This is a genomic window from Micromonospora sp. NPDC048887 (assembly GCF_040649715.1).
Classification (GTDB): domain Bacteria; phylum Actinomycetota; class Actinomycetes; order Mycobacteriales; family Micromonosporaceae; genus Micromonospora.
In genome coordinates, this window is record NZ_JBEZGA010000008.1 from 100,631 (window position 1) to 118,692 (window position 18,062).

Sequence of the window (18,062 nt, forward strand, 5' to 3'; positions counted from 1 at the left end):
CCCCGTCCCCTCTCGCAGGGGGCGGGGCTCCGTCGTGTCGTCAGGCGCGCCGGGCGGACTCGACCACGAACGGGGTGCCCTGCTGGCAGGTGGTCATCATGCCCGGCTCGGGGCGGCCGGTGACCTCGACCCGGGCGCCGGCCTTGAGCACGTCGCGCGGGCCGCCGACCAGCAGGTGACCGTCGAGCAGCAGGCAGTTCGGCTCCACGCCGGCCTGCACGGTGCCGCTGATGACGGTCCCGCCGACACCCGGCGGCGTCGATGGGCCGCCCTTCCAGGAGGGGTCCGGGCGGGTCGTCGGGCTGGTGCCGGGGTCGGGCTGGCTGGTCACCGGGGCGGCTCCCGTCGTACTCGGGCTCGGGCTCGGGCTGGAATCGGCGGACCCGTCGCCGGGCGCGGCGCAGGCGGTCAGCGCGAGGCCGGCGAGCAGTGCGACGAGCACCGTACGAGGAGTCTTCATGATCGGTTGGACGCGGCGGGCGGCCGATCCGTTCCCGGTCAGCCGCGCGCCGCGGCGGCGGCCTTCATGTCGCGCTTGAGTTCCTGCGGCAGCGAGAACGTCAGCCGCTCGTCCGCCGTGGTGATCTCCTCGACGTCGCCGAAGCCGCGCTCGCCCAGGTGCGCGAGCACCTGCTGGACCAGCTCGTCGGGCACGCTCGCGCCGGAGGTCACACCCACGGTGCGGGCGCCGGCCAGCCAGGCGTCCTCGATCTCGTGCGCGAAGTCGACCAGGTAGCCGGCGCGGGCGCCGGCGTCCAGCGCCACCTCGACCAGCCGGACCGAGTTCGAGGAGTTGCGCGAGCCGACCACGATCACCACGTCGCACTCCGGGGCGATCTCCTTGACCACGTGCTGGCGGTTGGAGGTGGCGTAGCAGATGTCGTCGCTGGGCGGCGACTGGAGCAGCGGCAGGCGCTTCTTGAGCCGGGCCACGGTCTCCAGCGTCTCGTCCACGGACAGCGTGGTCTGGGACAGCCAGACCACCTTCTCCGGGTCGCGCACGGTGACCTTGTCGACCCCGTCCGGGCCGTCGACGAGCTGGATGTGGGCGGGCGCCTCACCGGCGGTGCCGATGACCTCCTCGTGCCCCTCGTGGCCGATGAGCAGGATGTCGTAGTCCTGCGCGGCGAAGCGGCGGGCCTCGTGGTGCACCTTCGTGACCAGCGGGCAGGTGGCGTCGATCGCCCGCAGCGAACGCTGCTTGGCCTGCTCGTAGACCTCGGGGGCCACGCCGTGGGCGGAGAAGATGACTGTGGCGCCCTCCGGCACCTCCTCGTTCTCCTCCACGAAGATCGCGCCCTGGGCCTCCAGCGTGCGCACCACGTGCTTGTTGTGCACGATCTGCTTGCGCACGTAGATCGGGGCGCCGTAGAGCTTCAGCGCCTCCTCGACGGTCTGCACCGCCCGGTCCACCCCCGCGCAGTAGCCGCGGGGGTTGGCCAGGAGCACGCGCTTGCCGGTCCGGGGAGTCGTCTCAGCGTCAGTCACAGGCCCATCGTACGTGCCGCTCTCCCGCGCGGCAGCGGCCGCGAGGCGCACGCGGGCGCTGTCGGTGCCGGGTCGTAGGGTGGGCGGGTGAGCGCGGGAGAAGACGGCCGAGGGGCGCCGGACGGACGGAGCACGGCCGAGGAGCCGTGGCCGGTCCGGGTGGTCAGCCAGAAGGTCGGCGCCTGGATCGCCCGCCTGGGCTGGGTGTGGGTCGACGGCCAGGTGGCGCAGATCAGCCGCCGCCCCGGCGCGAGCACCGTCTTCCTCACGCTGCGTGATCCGTCGGCCGATCTCAGCCTCACCGTCACCACCAACCGGGACGTGCTGGACGCGGGCGCGCCGGAGCTGCGCGAGGGCGCCCGGGTGGTGCTGCACGCCAAGCCCGAGTTCTACGCGGCCCGGGGCACGCTGAGCCTGCGGGCCGACGAGATCCGCCAGGTCGGCCTCGGTGAGCTGCTGGCCCGGCTGGAGAAGCTCAAGAAGCTGCTCGCCGCCGAGGGCCTGTTCGACAGGGCCCGCAAGCGGCGGCTGCCGTTCCTGCCGGGCCGGGTCGGCCTGATCACCGGCCGCGCCTCGGCGGCCGAGCGGGACGTGCTGACGAACGCCCGCCGCCGCTGGCCCGCCGTCGACTTCCGCACGATCAACGTGGCGGTGCAGGGGGCGAGCGCGGTGCCGGACATCGTCGGCGCGCTCAAGGTGCTCGACGCCGACCCGGCCGTCGACGTGATCGTCATCGCCCGGGGCGGCGGCGGCATCGAGGATCTCCTGCCCTTCTCCGACGAGGCGCTGTGCCGGGCGGTGTTCGCCTGCCGCACGCCTGTGGTCAGCGCGATCGGTCACGAGACGGACGCGCCGCTGCTCGACTACGTGGCCGACGTGCGCGCCTCCACCCCCACCGACGCGGCCAAGCGCATCGTGCCGGACCTGACCGAGGAGACCCGGCTGATCGGGCAGGCCCGGTCCCGCCTGGAACGGGCCGTTCGTCACCTGGTCGACCGGGAACAGCACCGGATCGACCTGCTGCGCTCCCGTCCGGTCCTGGCCCGCCCGCAGGTGATGGTCGAACAGCGGGCGGTGGACGTGTCAGCGCTGCGCGACCGCGCCGGCCGCACCCTTGAGCACCGGCTGCGGGGCGCCACCGACGACCTGCGGCACACGCTGGCCCGGCTGCGCGCGCTGTCCCCGGCGGCGACGATGGAGCGCGGCTACGCGATCGTGCAGCGCGCCGACGGCCATGTCGTCCGCGCGGCCACCGAGGTGGCGAAGGGCGATGCACTGCGGGTACGCCTCGCCGAGGGCGAGCTGACCGCCACCGTCGACGGCTGAGGGAAGAGGAACGATGACCGGGACGAAGCAGGACGAACAGCTCAGCTACGAGCAGGCCCGCGCCGAGTTGGCCTCGGTGGTGGAGCGGCTGGAGGCGGGTGGCACCTCGCTGGAGGAGTCGCTGGCCCTCTGGGAGCGCGGCGAACAGCTCGCCGGGGTGTGCCAGCGCTGGCTGGACGGCGCTCGCGCCCGCATCGACGCCGCCCGCCAGCGCGCCGAGGACTGACCCGAAAACGAATCCTGGGCAGTTCCCGCTCGGCGCGGGAACTGCCCAGGTCTCGGGGAGCGGTGGGTCAGTTGAACAGGCCGTACAGCTCGGCGGGCGCCTCGACGACCTGGTCGGCCGAGGGCTTCTGGGCCGGGGCCGCGTTGCCGTAGTCGGTGTAGGTGATCTTCAGGTCCTGTGCGGCGCTCTGGCCGGCGGCCGGGATCTTGAGCACCATCTCGCTGAGCCGGCCCTGCGTGTCGACCTTGGCGGTGAACGGCACCGACTGGGCCTGCGCCCCGAGCGCGGTGATCACGGCCGGGTCGAGCGAGCCCGCCTGGGCGGCCTTCGACACGTCGACGGTGCCCTCGTACGCGCCCTCGCCGGTCTGCCGCACCTCGGTGATGCCCTGGGTGAGCACGGCGCTGCCAGCCGGGTCGAGCTTCTCGAAGTCGAAGCCGAGCGCCCGGTTGCCCTTGATCCGGTTCTGGTCGAGGTGGTGGTACTTGCCGGTGTTGAGGTTCTTCACGCCGGGGATCTGCGCGGCGGCGGTGCCGCCGAGTTCCAGCTTGACCCAGCTGTCCGGCTTGGCGTGGATCAGGTCCAGCTTCATCATCAGGTCCGACGACGGGTCGCCGATGGTCATCCGCATGTCGGCGCTCTGGCTCGGCTCGTGCACCTGCCCTTCGGCGGTGGAGCCCGCGCCGGTCATGGTGAACTTGAAGTTCCCCTCGCGGATCGCGTTGGTGGAGTCGAGCAGGGCCTGCTTGGCCGCGCTGCTGGACGCCGTGGCGCTCGGTGCGACGCTGCCGGAGGCGCTCGGGGTCGCGGAGGCGTCGGACGTCGTCCCGTTGCCGTTGCAGGCCGCCAGGCCGGGAATGAGCAGCGCCGCGGCGAACGCGGTGGCGCTGAAGCGTCGTATCTTCACGTCAACCTCTCCAGGTGGGTCGTCCGGGCTCGATGTCCCTTCTGTTCCCGGAAGCGGCCTTCCGCAATCCCGCGTCACCCGGAGGGAGGACTCAGCGCAGCGACGTGGCGAGCTTGCGCAGCTCCGTCTCGCCCGCGTCGCCGACGACGATCACGGTGCGGTTCGGCTCCAGCAGGACGAGCGCCTGCTCGTTGCCGCGCGCGGTGTAGCGCTGCCAGCTCAGCCCGCCGGGCAGGTCGGCCGCGCCCTGCGGCTGTCCCTCGGTCAGCTCGGCCGGCAGCAGCTTCTCCGCCGGGACGTTGCTCTCCACGAGCTGGGCACCCCGGCCCTCCGGGGTCACGTAGCCGATGCGCAGCGTGGAGCCGTCCGCCTCGGTCCGGAACCGGGCGTTCACCGTACGCCAGTCGTCGCCCAGCCCGGTCGGCTCGCTGACCGGGAAGGCGTTCGCGGAGCGGGCCTGCTCCAGCGCGGGCGCCGGGTCGACGGTGACCGGCGAGTCGCCGCCGAGGAAGCCCCGGTAGAAGGCGAGCAGCAGCGCGATCGGGACCAGCAGGATCAGCAGCGACAGCGCCATGTCCTTCGGCGACCGCTCGGACCGGGCCTTGCCCCCCGCCGGACCAGCCACGGGCGCACCCGCTGCCGGTGTCACAGCCGCGGGCTCGCCGGGCGCGGGTGCCACAGCCGCGGGCTCGCCCAGCGCGGGCTGGCCCTCCGGCGGGGTGGCGTCGGTCGGTGTGCGGTCGGCAGGCTGTGCGGCTTCCACCCGGCCATTGTGGCAGCCCACCGGGGGACGTGATCCTGGCCTCCTCCGCCCCGCCGGGACGGCGAACCTGAGATCGTGTGAGGATCAGCGACAAACCGGCGGTGGTGACCGCCGGTCCCACCCCGCAACGTCGCGAGGAGGCCGCCATGACAACCACCAGTACGCGGACGCCCCAGGATCTCGACCGCAACCTCGCCCTCGATCTGGTCCGGGTCACCGAGGCCGCGGCGATGGCCGCCGGCCGCTGGGTCGGCCGGGGCGACAAGGAAGGCGGCGACGGCGCAGCTGTCGACGCCATGCGAAAGCTGATCAACTCGATCCCGATGCGTGGCGTCGTGGTGATCGGCGAGGGCGAGAAGGACAACGCCCCGATGCTGTTCAACGGCGAGGAGGTCGGCGACGGGACCGGCCCCGAGGTGGACGTGGCGGTCGACCCGATCGACGGCACCACGCTGATGAGCAAGGGCATGCCGAACGCGCTGGCGGTGCTCGCGGTGGCCGAGCGCGGCGCGATGTTCGACCCGAGCGCCGTCTTCTACATGGAGAAGCTGGCCGTCGGCCCGATGTACGCCGACGTGGTGGACATCAACGCCGGGGTGGCCGAGAACATCAACCGGATCGCCAAGGTCAAGGGCACCGACGCCGCCGAGGTGACCGTGTGCGTGCTGGACCGCTCGCGCCACGACGACCTGGTGAAGCAGATCCGGCGTACCGGCGCCGGGATCCGGTTCATCTCCGACGGCGACATCGCCGGCGCCATCGCGGCGGCGCGTGGCGAGTCGGACGTGGACGTGCTGATGGGCATCGGCGGCACCCCGGAGGGCATCACGGCGGCGTGCGCGCTCAAGTGCATGGGCGGCATGATGCAGGCCAAGCTCTGGCCGAAGGACTCCGACGAGCGCCGCAAGGCGCTGGACGCCGGGCACGACCTGGACCGGGTGCTGTTCACCGACGACCTGGTCACCGGCGACAACTGCTTCTTCGTGGCCACCGGCGTCACCTCGGGTGACCTGCTGCGCGGCGTGCGGTACCGCTCCGGTGGGGCGTACACGCAGTCGATCGTGATGCGTTCCAAGAGCGGCACGATCCGGGTGATCGACTCGTACCACCGGCTGGAGAAGCTCGCCCTCTACTCGGCCGTCGACTTCGACGGCCGACCGCTGGCCGAGCAGGAGTGAGCAGAGCCGGGACGGCGGCACCACCGGCACCGCCGACGCTGTCGACCGGACGACGTGTCGCAGGTGTCGGGCTGGCCACCGCCTCGGGCGTGATGGTCGCCGTCCAGTCCCGGATCAACGGCGAGCTGGGCGTACGCCTGGCCGACGGAATCGCCGCGGCGGTGGTCTCGTTCGGCGTGGGCCTGCTGATCCTGCTGGTGCTGGTCCCCGCCACCCCCGGTGGCCGGCGGGGACTGGCCGCCCTGCGCGGCGCGCTGCGCGCCGGCACGCTGCGGCCGTGGCAGTGCCTGGGCGGCGTGTGCGGCGCGTTCCTGGTCGCGACGCAGGGGCTGACCATCGGCACGCTCGGCGTGGCGGTCTTCACCGTCGCGGTGGTGGCCGGGCAGTCCGGCAGCAGCCTGCTCGTCGACCGGGCCGGCATCGGCCCGACCGGCCGGCAGCCGGTCACCCCGAACCGGCTGATCGGCGCGGTGCTCACCGTGCTCGCGGTCCTGCTGGCGGTGGGCGACCGGCTCGGCGACCCGAAAGCGCTGGTGCTGGCCGTGCTGCCGCTGGCGGCCGGGGTGGGCATCGCCTGGCAGCAGGCGGTGAACGGGAGGGTCCGGGCGGCGGCGGGCAGCGCCATGACGGCCACGCTGGTGAACTTCACAGTGGGCACCGCGGCGCTGCTGCTCACGTTCGCTGTCGACCTGGCGGTACGCGGCCGGCCGGCCGGCGCTTTCCCGGCCGAGCCGTGGCTGTATCTCGGCGGCCCGATCGGCATCGTGTTCATCGCGCTGGCCGCCGCCCTCGTCCGGTTCACCGGGGTGCTGCTGCTCGGCCTGGCGACCATCGCCGGGCAGATCGTCGGCGCGGTGCTGCTGGACCTGGCGCTGCCGACCGCCGCCTCGCACCCCGGGCTGGACACGCTGCTCGGCGCGGCGCTGACCCTCGTCGCCGTGCTCGTCGCCGCCTTCGGCCCGACCCGTCCCCGCACCTAGCGGGCGGCGGCGGGCGCGGCGGCGCGCAGGCCGGTGACCATCTCGTCGACCACCCGGTCCAGCGGCGTCCCCTCGATCCCGAACGTCTCGGTGGCCGCGGTGGAGTCCATCACGAACGGCCCGGCGAACTGGTGCGCGGTCTCCCGGATCTCCTTGGCGAACGGGTCGGCGAGGCCGCCGAGCCAGAGCACCGGGTAGGGCATCCGGGTCAGCCGGGGTGCCGGCGCCCCGGCCCGCTCCGCCGCCCGGTGGGCGAGCGCCCGCATGGACATCGGGGGCGCGCTGGGCACGTGCCAGGCCCGTCCCCAGGCCCGCGGGTCGGCGGCGACCGCGACGAGGGTACGGGCGACGTCCCCGACGTACGTCCAGGTGTGCGGCGCGTCCCAGGCCACCGGCAGGAACACCCGCTGCCCGGCGAGCACCTTGGGCAGCACCATCATGGGCAGCGAGTTGCCGCCGAGGCCGATGTAGTCGGAGCCGCGTACCTCGGTGATCCGGGCCCGGCCGGCGCGGTGGGCGGCCAGGGCGTCGGCCCACATCCGGTTGCGGACCCGGCCCTTGACGCCGGTGGCGGCGAGCGGGGTCGCCTCGGTCATCGGGGCGTCGACCGGGCCGTACCCGTAGAGGTTGCCGACTGTCGCCAGCACGGCGCCGCTGCGTTCGGCGGCGGTGAGCAGGGCGGCGGCCAGCGGCGGCCAGTCCGTCTGCCACCTGTGGTATTCCGGGTTGGCGCAGTTGTAGAGCGCGTCCGCGCCCTCGGTGTGCGCGGTGAGCCGGTCCGCGTCGGCGGCGTCGGCGGCCACCCGCTCGATCGCCGCGTGCTCGGGGCCGGTGCCGCGCCGGGTGACCATCCGCACGCGCTCGCCGCGCTCGGCGAGGAGGCGGGCGGTGGCGGTGCCGACGGGGCCGGCGCCGACGATCACGTGCAGTGTCATGACAGGTCCACCTTCGCTGAAGCAGTAATCCGAATCGAGAGCACCGCTCTCGCAACAGAGCATGACTTACGCGGCGGCCCACGTCAAGAGCAGTGCTCTCTCTTTTGATTGCCGCTCTCTCCATGGCAGAGTGGAGACATGGTCGCTCCCTCGCTCCGCGCCCGGGTCCGCGCCGGGATGATCGAAGAGATCAAGACGGTCGCCCGCCGCCACCTGGACACCGACGGCGCGAACCTGTCCCTGCGCGCGGTCGCCCGGGACCTCGGCATGGTGTCCTCGGCGATCTACCGCTACTTCCCCAGCCGCGACGACCTGCTCACCGCGCTGATCCTGGAGGCGTACGACGCGCTCGGTGACGCCGTGGAGGCGGCCGACGCCGCCGCCGACCAGGCCGACCTGCGCGGACGCTGGCTCGCCGCCTGCCGGGCCGCCCGCGCGTGGGCGCTCGCCCACCCCGCCGAGTACGCGCTGCTCTACGGCAGCCCGGTGCCCGGGTACGCGGCCCCCGACGACACCGTCGCGCCGGCCCAGCGCCCACCGGTGACCCTGGTCGGCATCCTGCGCGACGGGCTGGCGTCCGGCCGGCTCGCCCCGCCCGACGAGGATCTGCCCGAGCCGCTGCGCGGCGACGTGGCCGAACTGGTCGGCCTGCTCGGCATGGACGTGCCGCCCGCCCTGCTGGCCCGTGGCATGGCCGGCTGGACCCAGTTGTTCGGGCTGATCAGCTTCGAGCTGTTCGGCCGGATCAACCGGGCGCTGCCGCACCGCGACGAGTACTTCGACCACCAGATCGGACTGATGGCGGACCTGGTCGGCCTGCCCTGACGCCGGTCGGCGTCAGGTGCCGTCGGAGGAGTGGCCGGGGAACAGGTGCGCGGCCGGGTCGATGACGACGGCCGCGTTGTTCACGGCGGTGGCGGCCTCGCCGAAGCCGGTCGCGATCAGGCGGACCTTGCCCGGGTACTCGGTGATGTCCCCGGCCGCGAACACCCGGGGCAGGTTGGTGGCCATCGCGCTGTCCACCACGATGTGCCGCCGGTCGAGGTTCAGCCCCCACTCGGCGAGCGGGCCGAGGTCGGCGGTGAAGCCGAGCGCCGCCACCACCGTGTCCACCGGAAGCGTCTCCACCTCGCCGCCGCGTACGGTCAGCTCGGCGCCGGTGACCGTCTCCTCGCCGTACAGCCGGCTCACCTCGGCGTTCACCACGATCCGCACCGGCAGGGCGCGGACGCGCTCGATGGTGGCGGCGTGTGCCCGGAAGCGGTCCCGCCGGTGCACGAGCGTCACCGACCGGGCCAGCGGGGCGAGCGTGGCGGCCCAGTCGAAAGCCGAGTCGCCGCCGCCGACGATGAGCACGTGCCTGTCGGTCAGCTCGGCCGGCTGCGGCACGAAGTAGACGATCCCGCCGCCGGTGAAGCTCTCCGCGACCGGCAGCGGCCGGGGCGTGAAGCTGCCGAGCCCGCCGGTGACCAGCACCGCGCCGCAGGTGAGCTGCTCACCGCCGGCCAGGCCGAGCACCGGCCGGCCGTCGAGGTAGGACAGCTTCTCCGCGCGTACGCCGAGGCGGTAGTCGGGGTGGAACGGCGCGGCCTGGGCGACCAGGTTCGTGACCAGCTCACGGCCCTTGATCGCGGGGAAGCCGGCGACGTCGAGGATCAGCTTCTCCGGGTACATCGCGGTGACCTGGCCGCCCGGCTCGGGCAGCGCGTCGATCACCGACACGGAGAGTCCACGGAAACCGGCGTAGTAGGCGGCGAAGAGCCCGGCGGGACCGGCCCCGATCACGGCGACATCGACCTCGCGCATGGCGTACCGTCACTTTCCGCTTCGGATCACCCCGTGCTGATGCGGAAACGGTAGGCGGGCGGGTGGCCGCGGGCAAGCACGTCCCGCGCTTCGATCAACGCGCCGTCAGGGCAGCGTCATCCTCGGTGAGCCGAGACGGTCGGACTCGCCGGCGTCGTTGCGGCGCCGGAACAGGATCGCCGCGACCACGCCACCGAGCAGCCCGAACAGGTGCCCCTGCCACGAGATGCGCTCGTCGGTGGGGAGGATGCCGAGCAGCTGCCAGCCGTAGAGCAACCCGACCAGCAGGCCGACGGCGAAGTTCCACCAGCTGCGCTCCACCACGCCCCGGGTGAGCAGGATGCCGAGGTATCCGAAGATCACGCCGCTGGCGCCGACCACCACCGAGTTGGGTGAGCCGGTGAACCAGACGCCCAGACCGCTGACCAGGATGATCACCCCGGTGGACCAGAGGAACCGGCGGGTGCCCGCGGCCAGCACGAACGTGCCGAGCAGGATCAGCGGGATGCTGTTGCTGTAGAGGTGGTTCCACCCGGCGTGCAGGAACGGCGAGAAGAAGACGCCGTCCAGGCCCTGGAGCCGCTGCGGGATGATGCCGGCGGTGTAGTCGAGGCCGAGTCGCAGGCCGACGTCGAGCGCCTCGATGAGGAACAGCACCGGCACGACCGCGCACATGGCGACGAAGGCCCGGCCGAGCGCCGCGTAGAACGCGTCGGTGCCGAACCGATGGGGGTCGCCGCTGGGGCCGCCGTGCCAGGTCACCTACCAAGAGCTATCAGCAAATGCGGCGGGCCGCCAGTCGGGCGGCGGCACGACGACGGCGGGACACCCGGGTCTGCCGGTGTGTCCCGCCGTCGTGGTGATGTCAGTACCAGCCCGAACTCTGCGACTTCTGCCAGGCGCCGCAGGGGGTGTCGTACCGGCCCTTGATGTAGCCGAGACCCCAGGTGATCTGGGTCGCCGGGTTGGTCTTCCAGTCGTCGGCCACCGAGGCCATCTTGCTGCCCGGCACGGCCTGCGGGATCCCGTACGCCCCCGAGGAGCTGTTGGAGGCCTTCGGGTTCCAGCCGCTCTCCTTGGTCCAGAGCTTGTCCAGGCAGGGGAACTGGTCGATGCCGAAGCCCTTGTCGAGCATGATGGCGCAACCGACCTTCCGGTTGCCGCTGTACTCCGCGCACGAGGACGGGATCGGGCCGCTGTACGGCTTGACCTTCGCCTCCTTCTCGGCCGCCTCCGCGGCGTCCCGCTCCTTCTTGCGGGACGCGGCGGCCGCCTCGGCCTTCCTGGCCCGCTCGGCGGCCTCCTTCGCCGCCGCGGCGGCACGCAGCTTCGCCTGGTACTCGGCGGCACGCTTGCGCGACGAGTCCACGCGGTGGTCGGACAGCCGCTCACGCTGGTACGCGTGCTCCGCCTGGTCGACCTCCAGGCCGACCTGTGCGGTCAGGCCCTGCTGCTGGGTCTGTCGATCCTCGCCCAGGTAGAAGCCGCCTGCGACGCCCACGGAGAGCAGTGCGACAGCGGCCGTACGGGCGCCGAACCGGCTCCACAGCCGACTCACGAAGTTTCCCTTCGTCGGGGGCAGGGACACGGCACACGTGGGCCACGGTCGGGTCACGCCGGGTGCCGTGAGCGCACCGGTACCGGTGTGACTCCGGGCCGTGTCCGGCGCTGGAGTGGTAGGTGACGCTCGATGGACACCATCGCGCACGGTGAGGCCGGTGGGAAATGGCCAGGCCGAAAAGTGATCTGCGTCACCCCTAATATCGGGATGAAATAGTGCAAATGCGGCACTCAGCCCGGGATGTCCTCCAGCAGATCGGTGACCATGGCGGCGATCGGAGAACGCTCCGATCGGCTGAGCGTGACGTGCGCGAAGAGGGGATGCCCCTTCAGCGCCTCGATCACCGCGGTCACCCCGTCGTGCCGGCCGACCCGCAGATTGTCCCGCTGGGCCACGTCGTGGGTGAGCACCACCCTCGACCCCTGACCGATCCGGGACAGCACGGTGAGCAGGACGCCCCGCTCCAGCGACTGCGCCTCGTCCACGATGACGAACGCGTCGTGCAGGCTGCGGCCGCGGATGTGGGTCAGCGGCAGCACCTCGAGCAGCCCGCGCGAGGTGACCTCCTCCAGCACGTTCTCGTGCACCACCGAGCCGAGCGTGTCGAAGACGGCCTGCGCCCACGGCGACATCTTCTCCGACTCCGACCCGGGCAGGTAGCCCAGTTCCTGACCGCCGACCGCGTACAGGGGACGGAACACGATCACCTTCTTGTGCCGGCGTCGCTCCATCACCGCCTCCAGGCCGGCGCAGAGCGCCAGCGCGGACTTGCCGGTGCCGGCCCGCCCACCGAGCGACACGATGCCGATCGACTCGTCCAGCAGCAGGTCGAGCGCGATCCGCTGCTCCGCCGAGCGCCCGTGCACGCCGAACGCCTCCCGGTCGCCCCGGACCAGCCGGATTGTCTTGTCCGGCAGCACCCGGCCCAGCGCCGAGCCCCGGCCCGAGTGCAGCACCAGGCCGGTGTGGCAGGGCAGTCCCGCCGCCACGTCGACGTCGAGCGCCTCGCCCGCGTACAGCCGGCCGATCTCCTCCTCGGCCAGATCCAGCTCGGCCATCCCGGTCCAGGTCGGATCGCTGGCCTGGCCGTGCCGGTACTCGTCGGCGCGCAGGCCCACCGAGGCAGCCTTCACCCGCAGCGGCATGTCCTTGCTGACCAGCGTGACCTGACGCCCCTCGGCGGCCAGGTTGAGCGCCACGGACAGGATGCGCGCGTCGTTCGACTCGTTGCGGAAGCCGGGCGGCAGCACACCGTCGTCGGTGTGGTTCAGCTCCACCCGCAGCGTGCCGCCCTGGTCGTTGGCGGGCACCGGGCGGTCCAGCCGGCCGTGCCGTACGCGCAACTCGTCCAGCATGCGCAGCGACTGGCGGGCGAACCAGCCCAGCTCCGGGTGGTGCCGCTTGCCCTCCAGTTCGGAGATCACCACCAGCGGCAGCACCACCTCGTGCTCGGCGAAGCGGTGGAACGCCGCCGGATCGGACAGCAGGACCGAGGTGTCCAGCACGAAGGCCGGGCCGGCTGGTCGGGGCTCCTCGGCCTCCGCGGCGGCGGCGCGGCGGCTGCGGGTGGTCCGGCGGGTCGGGGCGGTCGAGGCCGGGGTCTGCTCGGCTCCGGCGGGGGTACGGCGAGTGGTCACAGGCCTGCTCCGCGGATGGGCACCCGGCCACCCGAGTTCCGCCTCTTCCGGTGCCCGGAGGACACGGGGTCGGATGCGGGCCCCGTGTGCGAGGACGCAGGTCCGGGCTGTCCGGCTGGCCCGGGAAAACCCCGTGCCATGCCTAGACGCTAATCGCCTCGGGGCCGCGCGGCTAGAGGCGCGCGTGGATCAAGCGTCGTCTTCGCCGGACGTACACCTGTGCGAGTGACGGGCGGACCGCAACCGGCCGGGATGCATGCCCCCTGCGCGCACCCCGGCCGGTCGTCGAGCGCCGCGATGCGGCGCGGGCCTCAGCTCTGCCGGCGCACCAACGTGCCGGCCCGTGGTCCGGCGCCGGCCGCGCCGAACGACGAGCCGGTGTACGTGGTGCCCACCCGGCCGACGGCACCGAGCTGGGCGGTCGCGGTGACCCGTACCGCGGGGGCGGAGCCGGGCCGGGCGGCGACCACGGCGGGTACCGAGGTGCCGGCGAACGGCACCGCCGAGCGCCCGGCCGAGGTCACCACCGTCGGGCCGGGACCGGACAGCGCCGAGGCGATCGCCGCCTGGGCGTCGCGGCGACGGCGGTTCCAGGCACCCCGGTCGCCGTCGAAGTAGCCCTGACGGTAACCGAACCGGTAGCCGATGCGGTAGCTGAGCTGACCGTGCAGGCGGCCGGCCGCGTAGCAGGTGGAGCCGAGCACGAGGACGAGCACCACGGCGAGAAAGGGGGTCATCGCTCGTCCGTCCCGGGCAGTGGGTCGACCACGAGCAGCCGCTCCAGGTCGTCGGTGCTGACCTCCTCGACCAGCTCGACGCTGATCCGGCATCCGTCGAGGACCACCTCGGCCACCGACGCCCGGCGGATCTCCCCGCCGGAGTCGTAGACCCGCACGCTCAGCTCGGGGCAGCCGAGGTGGGTCCGCCAGGCGTCCCACTCCCCCCGGTCGCCGACGCTGAGCGAGAGGTACCGGCACCCGCGGGCGAGGTAGAGACGCCAGGGGGCGCTCAGCCCGGCGGACACTCCGTCCGCGATCAGCCCGAAGGCCTGGGCACGGGTCGCGAGCTCGGTCACGAGACCCCCTCGGCACCCGCGGAGTGACGCATGTGAGCACTCGTCGTCTCAGGCACGTGACACACCGTAAGCTGTCTCATGAGCGTGACAGTATCAGCTTTTCAGCCCTTTGCCGCTGCACTCGTGTCCATCTATTCTGCCCGGGTGACACCCCTCCTGAGCAGCACTGGATCGTTTACCGGAAATCCCGGACCGGCGTCCCGTCAGCGTGACAGCAGCGTGCCGAGCCACCCCCTCGGGACCGACTGGCCGTACCGTCACGGGGTGACCGAGACGGCCAACGCACGGAAGATCGCCTTCGCCACCTTCGTCCGGCGCGCGCTCGACGACGCCCGCGCGCTGCGCGCCTGGAGCGGCACCGAGGTCTCCCGGCGCACCGGCGTCTCCCGCCAGACCATCAACCGATGGGTACGCGGCGACTGGGCCAGCGACCCGGAGGCGGAGCGGGTGGTCGCCTTCTGCGAAGGGCTCGGGCTCGACCCGGCCGCCGCGTTCACCGCGCTCGGCTGGGACCGGGCCGCCGGGCCGCGCACCGTGCCGGCACCGCCCCCGATGGACCCGGACGTGGAGGCGCTGCTGCGCCGGCTGGTCGACCCGAACGTCTCCGACGCGGAGAAGTTCCACATCCGAGAAACCATCCGTTACCTCGCATACCGCCCGACCCTGCCGGGCGGTGTCCGAAATAGGGGGAAACAGGCGGGCTAGTTCCTCAGATGGCGAAAGAACGGATGAGCAGACCCGATCGTTTCGCCGCGGGGACGGATCGGACCCGCTAGCGTCCACGTTTGTACTGCTAGGGGCTCGTCATCGGCGGGGGGACGGGACACAGCCGAACCCAGCCCTGCGGGACAGAAGGAGGGGTCTGTCCATGACCCTGAAATGGTTGGCAGTCGTGGTCGCGGTGGTGTCGCTGACATCGTGCGTGACCGGCAACGTGGTGGTCGGCGTACTGGACGGCGGGCAGCTCCCACTGGTCGTCAACCTCTTCGCGCTCACCACGGCCGGCACCGCGGTGATCCTCGCCGTCGTCGCCGAGCTGCACGATCGGCTCAACGACCGCGTCAGCGCGCTCACCGAGTTCCTGGTGGCGCGGCTCAACGAGATCGAGGCGCACACCGGCGACCGCAACACCGGCTTCGTGGAGGGCTACCTGCTCAGCCACGGGCAGGAGGCGGCAGTGGTGCCGTTCGGCCGCCGGGGACGAGGAGCCGCCGAACGCTGATCCCCACGTCGTTCCGACGTCGCATCTCGGCCACGAATACGCCGCCCGGCGCGGGGTACGCTGACGCGCGTGCCGCCGTTGAATCTGGGCAACCAGCAGCCGAAGACCCCGTTGAACGCGGAGCACGCCTGGCGTGCGACCGCCGCCCGCGCGGGTGACGTCGTCCTCTTCTTCGACTTCGACGGCACCCTGGCGCCGGTCGACGACGATCCCACAGCCGTACGGCCCGCGCCCAACGTGCTCACCGCGCTGGAGGCGCTCGCCCCGCACGTCCGCCGGATCGCGATCGTCTCCGCCCGCCCGGTGGACTTCCTCCGCGACCACCTCGGCGGCCTCGCCGGCATCGACCTGTACGGGCTCTACGGCCTGGAGCACAGCCACTCCGGCGGTGAGACGGTCACCGAGCCGGCCGCCCTGCCGTGGGTGCCGACGATGTCCGAGCTGGCCGAGCAGGCCCGCGCCGAGTTGCCGCCCGGCGCGCTCGTCGAGTTCAAGCGGCTCTCCGTGGCGCTGCACTGGCGTACCGCCCCGCATCTCGGCGAGCTGGTGCAGGAGTGGGGCCGGGCCCAGGCCGAGCGGCTGGGGCTGCGCGCCCAGCCGGGCCGGATGGTGCTGGAACTGAAGCCCCCTGTCGACCGGGACAAGGGCATGGTGATCGGCGAGACGGTCCGGGACGCCGGTGGCGCCTGGTACTTCGGTGACGACGTCTCCGACATCAAGGCGTTCGCCGCGCTGCGCGCCCGCGCCGCCGACGACCCCGACTTCCTCGGTGTCTGTGTCGCGGTCGCCAACCCGGAGACCGGTCACGAGGTGGCCGACGCCGCCGACATGACCCTGGACTCCCCCGCCGCCCTGGCCGACTTCCTCACCTCAGCCCTGCCCCACCTCCGCTGACACCCCGGCCCGCCGGGGCGGGGCGGGGCGGGGCGGGGGCGGGGCGAGAGGGCTGCGGCGAGGGGTCAGGTGCCGAAGCGGCGTTGGCGGGTGGCGTAGGAGCGCAGGGCCCGCAGGAAGTCGACCTTGCGGAAGTCGGGCCAGTTCAGCTCGCAGAAGTAGAACTCCGAGTGCGCGCTCTGCCAGAGCATGAAACCGGAGAGCCGCTGCTCGCCACTGGTCCGGATGATCAGATCCGGGTCCGGCAGCCCCTTTGTGTAGAGGTGCTCGGAGATGTGGTCGACGTCTATCGAGGTGGCCAGCTCCTCCAGCGTGCCGCCGCTCGCCGCGTGCTCCAGCAGCAGCGAGCGGACCGCGTCGGCGATCTCACGCCGCCCGCCGTACCCGACAGCGATGTTCACCTGAGCCCCGCCGTCGCGGTCGCGGGTGCGTTCCTCGGCGGCCTTGAGCGCGGCGGCGTGCTGCGCCGGCAGCACGTCGAGCGCGCCGACCATCCGCAGCCGCCAGGGGTTGCCCTCCTCGGCCAGCTCGGTGCTCAGGTCCTCGATGATCTGGAGCAGCGGGTCCAGCTCGGCGGCCGGGCGGGAAAGGTTGTCGGTGGAGAGCAGCCAGAGTGTGACGTGCCCGACGCCTGCCGCGTCGCACCAGCGGAGCAGTTCCTTGATCCGCTCGGCGCCCATCCGATGGCCGTCGTTCGGGTCGACGAAGCCCATCTCCCGGGCCCATCTGCGGTTGCCGTCGCACATCACGCCGACGTGTGCGGGTACGGGCTTGCCCGCGAGCTTCGCCGTCAGCCGGCGCTCGTACACGGAGTAGAGGAGTTTCCGCAGAGTCATCACCTTGCAGGGTAGCGACCCGCGGGAGAGATCAGTGTCTCGGTGGCATATCACCTGAGGGCGAACCGCTCCGGCGCGGTCGCGGCAGGTCCGCCCCGATCGCCATGAGCGTGCGCGCGTCCAGCCGGCCGTCGCCGAGCCCCAGCTCCACCACCGTGCGGTAGACCCGCTCGTCCCGCCCGGCCGCGCCGACCACCGCGTCGACCACCCGGCGCCGCCGGGCCAGCCACGCCGCCACGGAGCTGTGCCGCAGGTGGGTGCCGAGCCGGGCGCGCAACGTGGCGGCGTACACCCGGGCGGCCCCGGCCGGGGAGCCGGCCGCCGCAGCGCCCGCGAGGGCCCCGGAGCGCAGCGCGTAGAAGATGCCCTCGCCGGTGAACGGGTTGATCAGCGACAGCGCGTCCCCGGCCAGCACCACCCGTCCCCGGCCGGGCGCCGGCCGGTGGGTGGACAGCGGCAGGTGGTGCGCCCGCAGGCCGGTCACCGTGGCCGGGTCGACGCCGGGGAGCAGCGCGGCCATCCGGTCCAGCAGGTGCGCGCGGGTCAGCGGCTCGCCGCGCAGCACCTCCCCGTACCCGACGTTCGCGCGCCCGTCGCCGATCGGAAAGGCCCAGGCGTACGCGGGCCAGCGCGCCGCCGAGGTGACGATCAACTGTTCCGGCGGCCCGGCCGGTGCGGGCGCGTAGCCCCGGATCGCGAGCGCCAGGTGCCGGTCCGGGTTGACCGGGTGCCCGAGCGCGCGGCGTACCACCGATCCGGCGCCGTCCGCGCCCACCACCGCCCGCGCGGACAACTCCCCGTCGAGCAGCACCCGGTCGGCGGCGATCTCCACCCGGCGTACCGTGTGCCGCCGCAGCTCCGCGCCGGCCGCCACCGCCGCCGCCACCAGGCGTGCGTCGAACACCTGGCGGGGCACCGTGTACGCGGGCCGGGGCAGCGTCCGCGCGACGGTGCCGCCGCCGGGGCCGACCAGGCGCAGCGCGGGCAGCGGCGAGTAGCCGTCGACCGCCCCGGTCACGCCCAGCTCGGCGAGGACGTCCAGCGCGTGCGCGGCGATGCCGTCCCCGCAGGCCTTGTCGCGGGGGAAGTCGGACCGGTCGAGCAGCAGCACCCGCGCCGCCCCGGCCCGTCGCGCGCCGAGCGCCGCCGCGGCTCCGGCCGGCCCCGCCCCCACCACCACGACGTCCCACACGCCCTCATCCTCCCCCGCCGCACCCCGCCCCGGGCG

The 18,062-nt window shown here is 73.1% G+C and carries 21 protein-coding genes; 8 read left to right on the top strand and 13 right to left on the bottom strand.

The genetic code is table 11. The annotated features are described in order from the left end of the window. Positions 1 to 40: 40 nt before the first annotated feature. On the bottom strand, positions 41 to 460 hold the full coding sequence (locus tag AB0C17_RS14865) for a hypothetical protein (protein ID WP_357478881.1): 420 nt from the start codon (positions 458 to 460) through the stop codon (positions 41 to 43). 38 nt (positions 461 to 498) lie between these two features. Beyond that, entirely contained in the window at positions 499 to 1,488 is a 990-nt protein-coding gene (locus AB0C17_RS14870; RefSeq protein ID WP_357478883.1) for a 4-hydroxy-3-methylbut-2-enyl diphosphate reductase, read from the bottom strand. Positions 1,489 to 1,575: 87 nt separating this feature from the next. On the opposite strand from AB0C17_RS14870, the gene xseA reads away from it, so the two are divergent. Continuing rightward, a complete protein-coding gene (xseA, locus tag AB0C17_RS14875; protein ID WP_357478886.1) occupies positions 1,576 to 2,814 on the top strand; it encodes an exodeoxyribonuclease VII large subunit in 1,239 nt (412 codons plus the stop codon). Positions 2,815 to 2,827: 13 nt separating this feature from the next. Beyond that, on the top strand, positions 2,828 to 3,040 hold the full coding sequence (locus tag AB0C17_RS14880; protein ID WP_128136699.1) for an exodeoxyribonuclease VII small subunit: 213 nt from the start codon (positions 2,828 to 2,830) through the stop codon (positions 3,038 to 3,040). Between the two features lie 67 nt (positions 3,041 to 3,107). Here the strand turns inward: AB0C17_RS14880 and AB0C17_RS14885 are convergent, their stop codons facing one another. Both AB0C17_RS14885 and AB0C17_RS14890 read right to left on the bottom strand, forming a co-directional pair. Then, positions 3,108 to 3,947, bottom strand: coding sequence for a hypothetical protein (locus AB0C17_RS14885; RefSeq protein WP_357478889.1), 840 nt, complete (start codon positions 3,945 to 3,947; stop codon positions 3,108 to 3,110). Between the two features lie 91 nt (positions 3,948 to 4,038). Continuing rightward, on the bottom strand, positions 4,039 to 4,710 hold the full coding sequence (locus AB0C17_RS14890) for a DUF4245 domain-containing protein (protein WP_357478892.1): 672 nt from the start codon (positions 4,708 to 4,710) through the stop codon (positions 4,039 to 4,041). Positions 4,711 to 4,856: 146 nt separating this feature from the next. Between AB0C17_RS14890 and glpX the strand changes: the two genes are divergently transcribed. Continuing rightward, positions 4,857 to 5,888, top strand: coding sequence for a class II fructose-bisphosphatase (glpX, locus tag AB0C17_RS14895; RefSeq protein WP_252453116.1), 1,032 nt, complete (start codon positions 4,857 to 4,859; stop codon positions 5,886 to 5,888). 38 nt (positions 5,889 to 5,926) lie between these two features. Beyond that, positions 5,927 to 6,868, top strand: coding sequence for a DMT family transporter (locus AB0C17_RS14900; protein WP_357470349.1), 942 nt, complete (start codon positions 5,927 to 5,929; stop codon positions 6,866 to 6,868). Here the strand turns inward: AB0C17_RS14900 and AB0C17_RS14905 are convergent. Then, complete coding sequence (locus AB0C17_RS14905) at positions 6,865 to 7,803, bottom strand: NAD-dependent epimerase/dehydratase family protein (protein WP_357470114.1); 939 nt, start codon at positions 7,801 to 7,803, stop codon at positions 6,865 to 6,867. The genes AB0C17_RS14900 and AB0C17_RS14905 overlap by 4 nt on opposite strands. Before the next feature lie 138 nt (positions 7,804 to 7,941). On the opposite strand from AB0C17_RS14905, the gene AB0C17_RS14910 reads away from it, so the two are divergent. After that, the gene (locus AB0C17_RS14910; RefSeq protein WP_357381622.1) at positions 7,942 to 8,628 is read left to right on the top strand and encodes a TetR/AcrR family transcriptional regulator; all 687 of its coding nucleotides are present in this window, start codon (positions 7,942 to 7,944) and stop codon (positions 8,626 to 8,628) included. Positions 8,629 to 8,640: 12 nt separating this feature from the next. Here the strand turns inward: AB0C17_RS14910 and AB0C17_RS14915 are convergent, their stop codons facing one another. From AB0C17_RS14915 to AB0C17_RS14940, 6 genes are all read right to left on the bottom strand, one after another. After that, positions 8,641 to 9,609 (bottom strand): NAD(P)/FAD-dependent oxidoreductase, encoded by a 969-nt coding sequence (locus tag AB0C17_RS14915; protein ID WP_357381620.1) that lies wholly within the window; start codon positions 9,607 to 9,609, stop codon positions 8,641 to 8,643. A 105-nt stretch (positions 9,610 to 9,714) separates the two neighbouring features. Then, positions 9,715 to 10,371: a rhomboid family intramembrane serine protease gene (locus AB0C17_RS14920; RefSeq protein WP_357381618.1), complete on the bottom strand. Its 657-nt coding sequence runs from the start codon at positions 10,369 to 10,371 to the stop codon at positions 9,715 to 9,717. A gap of 103 nt (positions 10,372 to 10,474) precedes the next feature. Then, positions 10,475 to 11,167 (bottom strand): transglycosylase SLT domain-containing protein, encoded by a 693-nt coding sequence (locus AB0C17_RS14925; protein WP_357381616.1) that lies wholly within the window; start codon positions 11,165 to 11,167, stop codon positions 10,475 to 10,477. A 233-nt stretch (positions 11,168 to 11,400) separates the two neighbouring features. Beyond that, positions 11,401 to 12,807, bottom strand: coding sequence for a PhoH family protein (locus AB0C17_RS14930; protein ID WP_357381614.1), 1,407 nt, complete (start codon positions 12,805 to 12,807; stop codon positions 11,401 to 11,403). A 311-nt stretch (positions 12,808 to 13,118) separates the two neighbouring features. Next, on the bottom strand, positions 13,119 to 13,544 hold the full coding sequence (locus AB0C17_RS14935; protein ID WP_357381612.1) for a hypothetical protein: 426 nt from the start codon (positions 13,542 to 13,544) through the stop codon (positions 13,119 to 13,121). Continuing rightward, positions 13,541 to 13,882, bottom strand: coding sequence for a hypothetical protein (locus AB0C17_RS14940; RefSeq protein WP_357381610.1), 342 nt, complete (start codon positions 13,880 to 13,882; stop codon positions 13,541 to 13,543). Before AB0C17_RS14940 ends, AB0C17_RS14935 begins: the two co-directional genes overlap by 4 nt. 264 nt (positions 13,883 to 14,146) lie before the next feature. Here AB0C17_RS14940 and AB0C17_RS14945 point away from each other — a divergent pair, with 264 nt between their 5' ends. The 3 genes from AB0C17_RS14945 (at position 14,147) to otsB (ending at position 15,998) form a co-directional block, all read left to right on the top strand. Next, positions 14,147 to 14,587, top strand: a complete 441-nt coding sequence (locus AB0C17_RS14945; RefSeq protein ID WP_357381608.1) for an XRE family transcriptional regulator — start codon at positions 14,147 to 14,149, stop codon at positions 14,585 to 14,587. 163 nt (positions 14,588 to 14,750) lie between these two features. Further along, complete coding sequence (locus tag AB0C17_RS14950; protein WP_013284062.1) at positions 14,751 to 15,104, top strand: hypothetical protein; 354 nt, start codon at positions 14,751 to 14,753, stop codon at positions 15,102 to 15,104. A 69-nt stretch (positions 15,105 to 15,173) separates the two neighbouring features. After that, complete coding sequence (otsB, locus tag AB0C17_RS14955; protein WP_357381605.1) at positions 15,174 to 15,998, top strand: trehalose-phosphatase; 825 nt, start codon at positions 15,174 to 15,176, stop codon at positions 15,996 to 15,998. A 65-nt stretch (positions 15,999 to 16,063) separates the two neighbouring features. On the opposite strand, the gene AB0C17_RS14960 is transcribed toward otsB, so the two are convergent. Both AB0C17_RS14960 and AB0C17_RS14965 read right to left on the bottom strand, forming a co-directional pair. Continuing rightward, on the bottom strand, positions 16,064 to 16,834 hold the full coding sequence (locus AB0C17_RS14960) for an isoprenyl transferase (RefSeq protein ID WP_357381603.1): 771 nt from the start codon (positions 16,832 to 16,834) through the stop codon (positions 16,064 to 16,066). A 31-nt stretch (positions 16,835 to 16,865) separates the two neighbouring features. Further along, complete coding sequence (locus AB0C17_RS14965; RefSeq protein WP_357381601.1) at positions 16,866 to 18,026, bottom strand: geranylgeranyl reductase family protein; 1,161 nt, start codon at positions 18,024 to 18,026, stop codon at positions 16,866 to 16,868. Between the last annotated feature and the right edge of the window lie 36 nt (positions 18,027 to 18,062).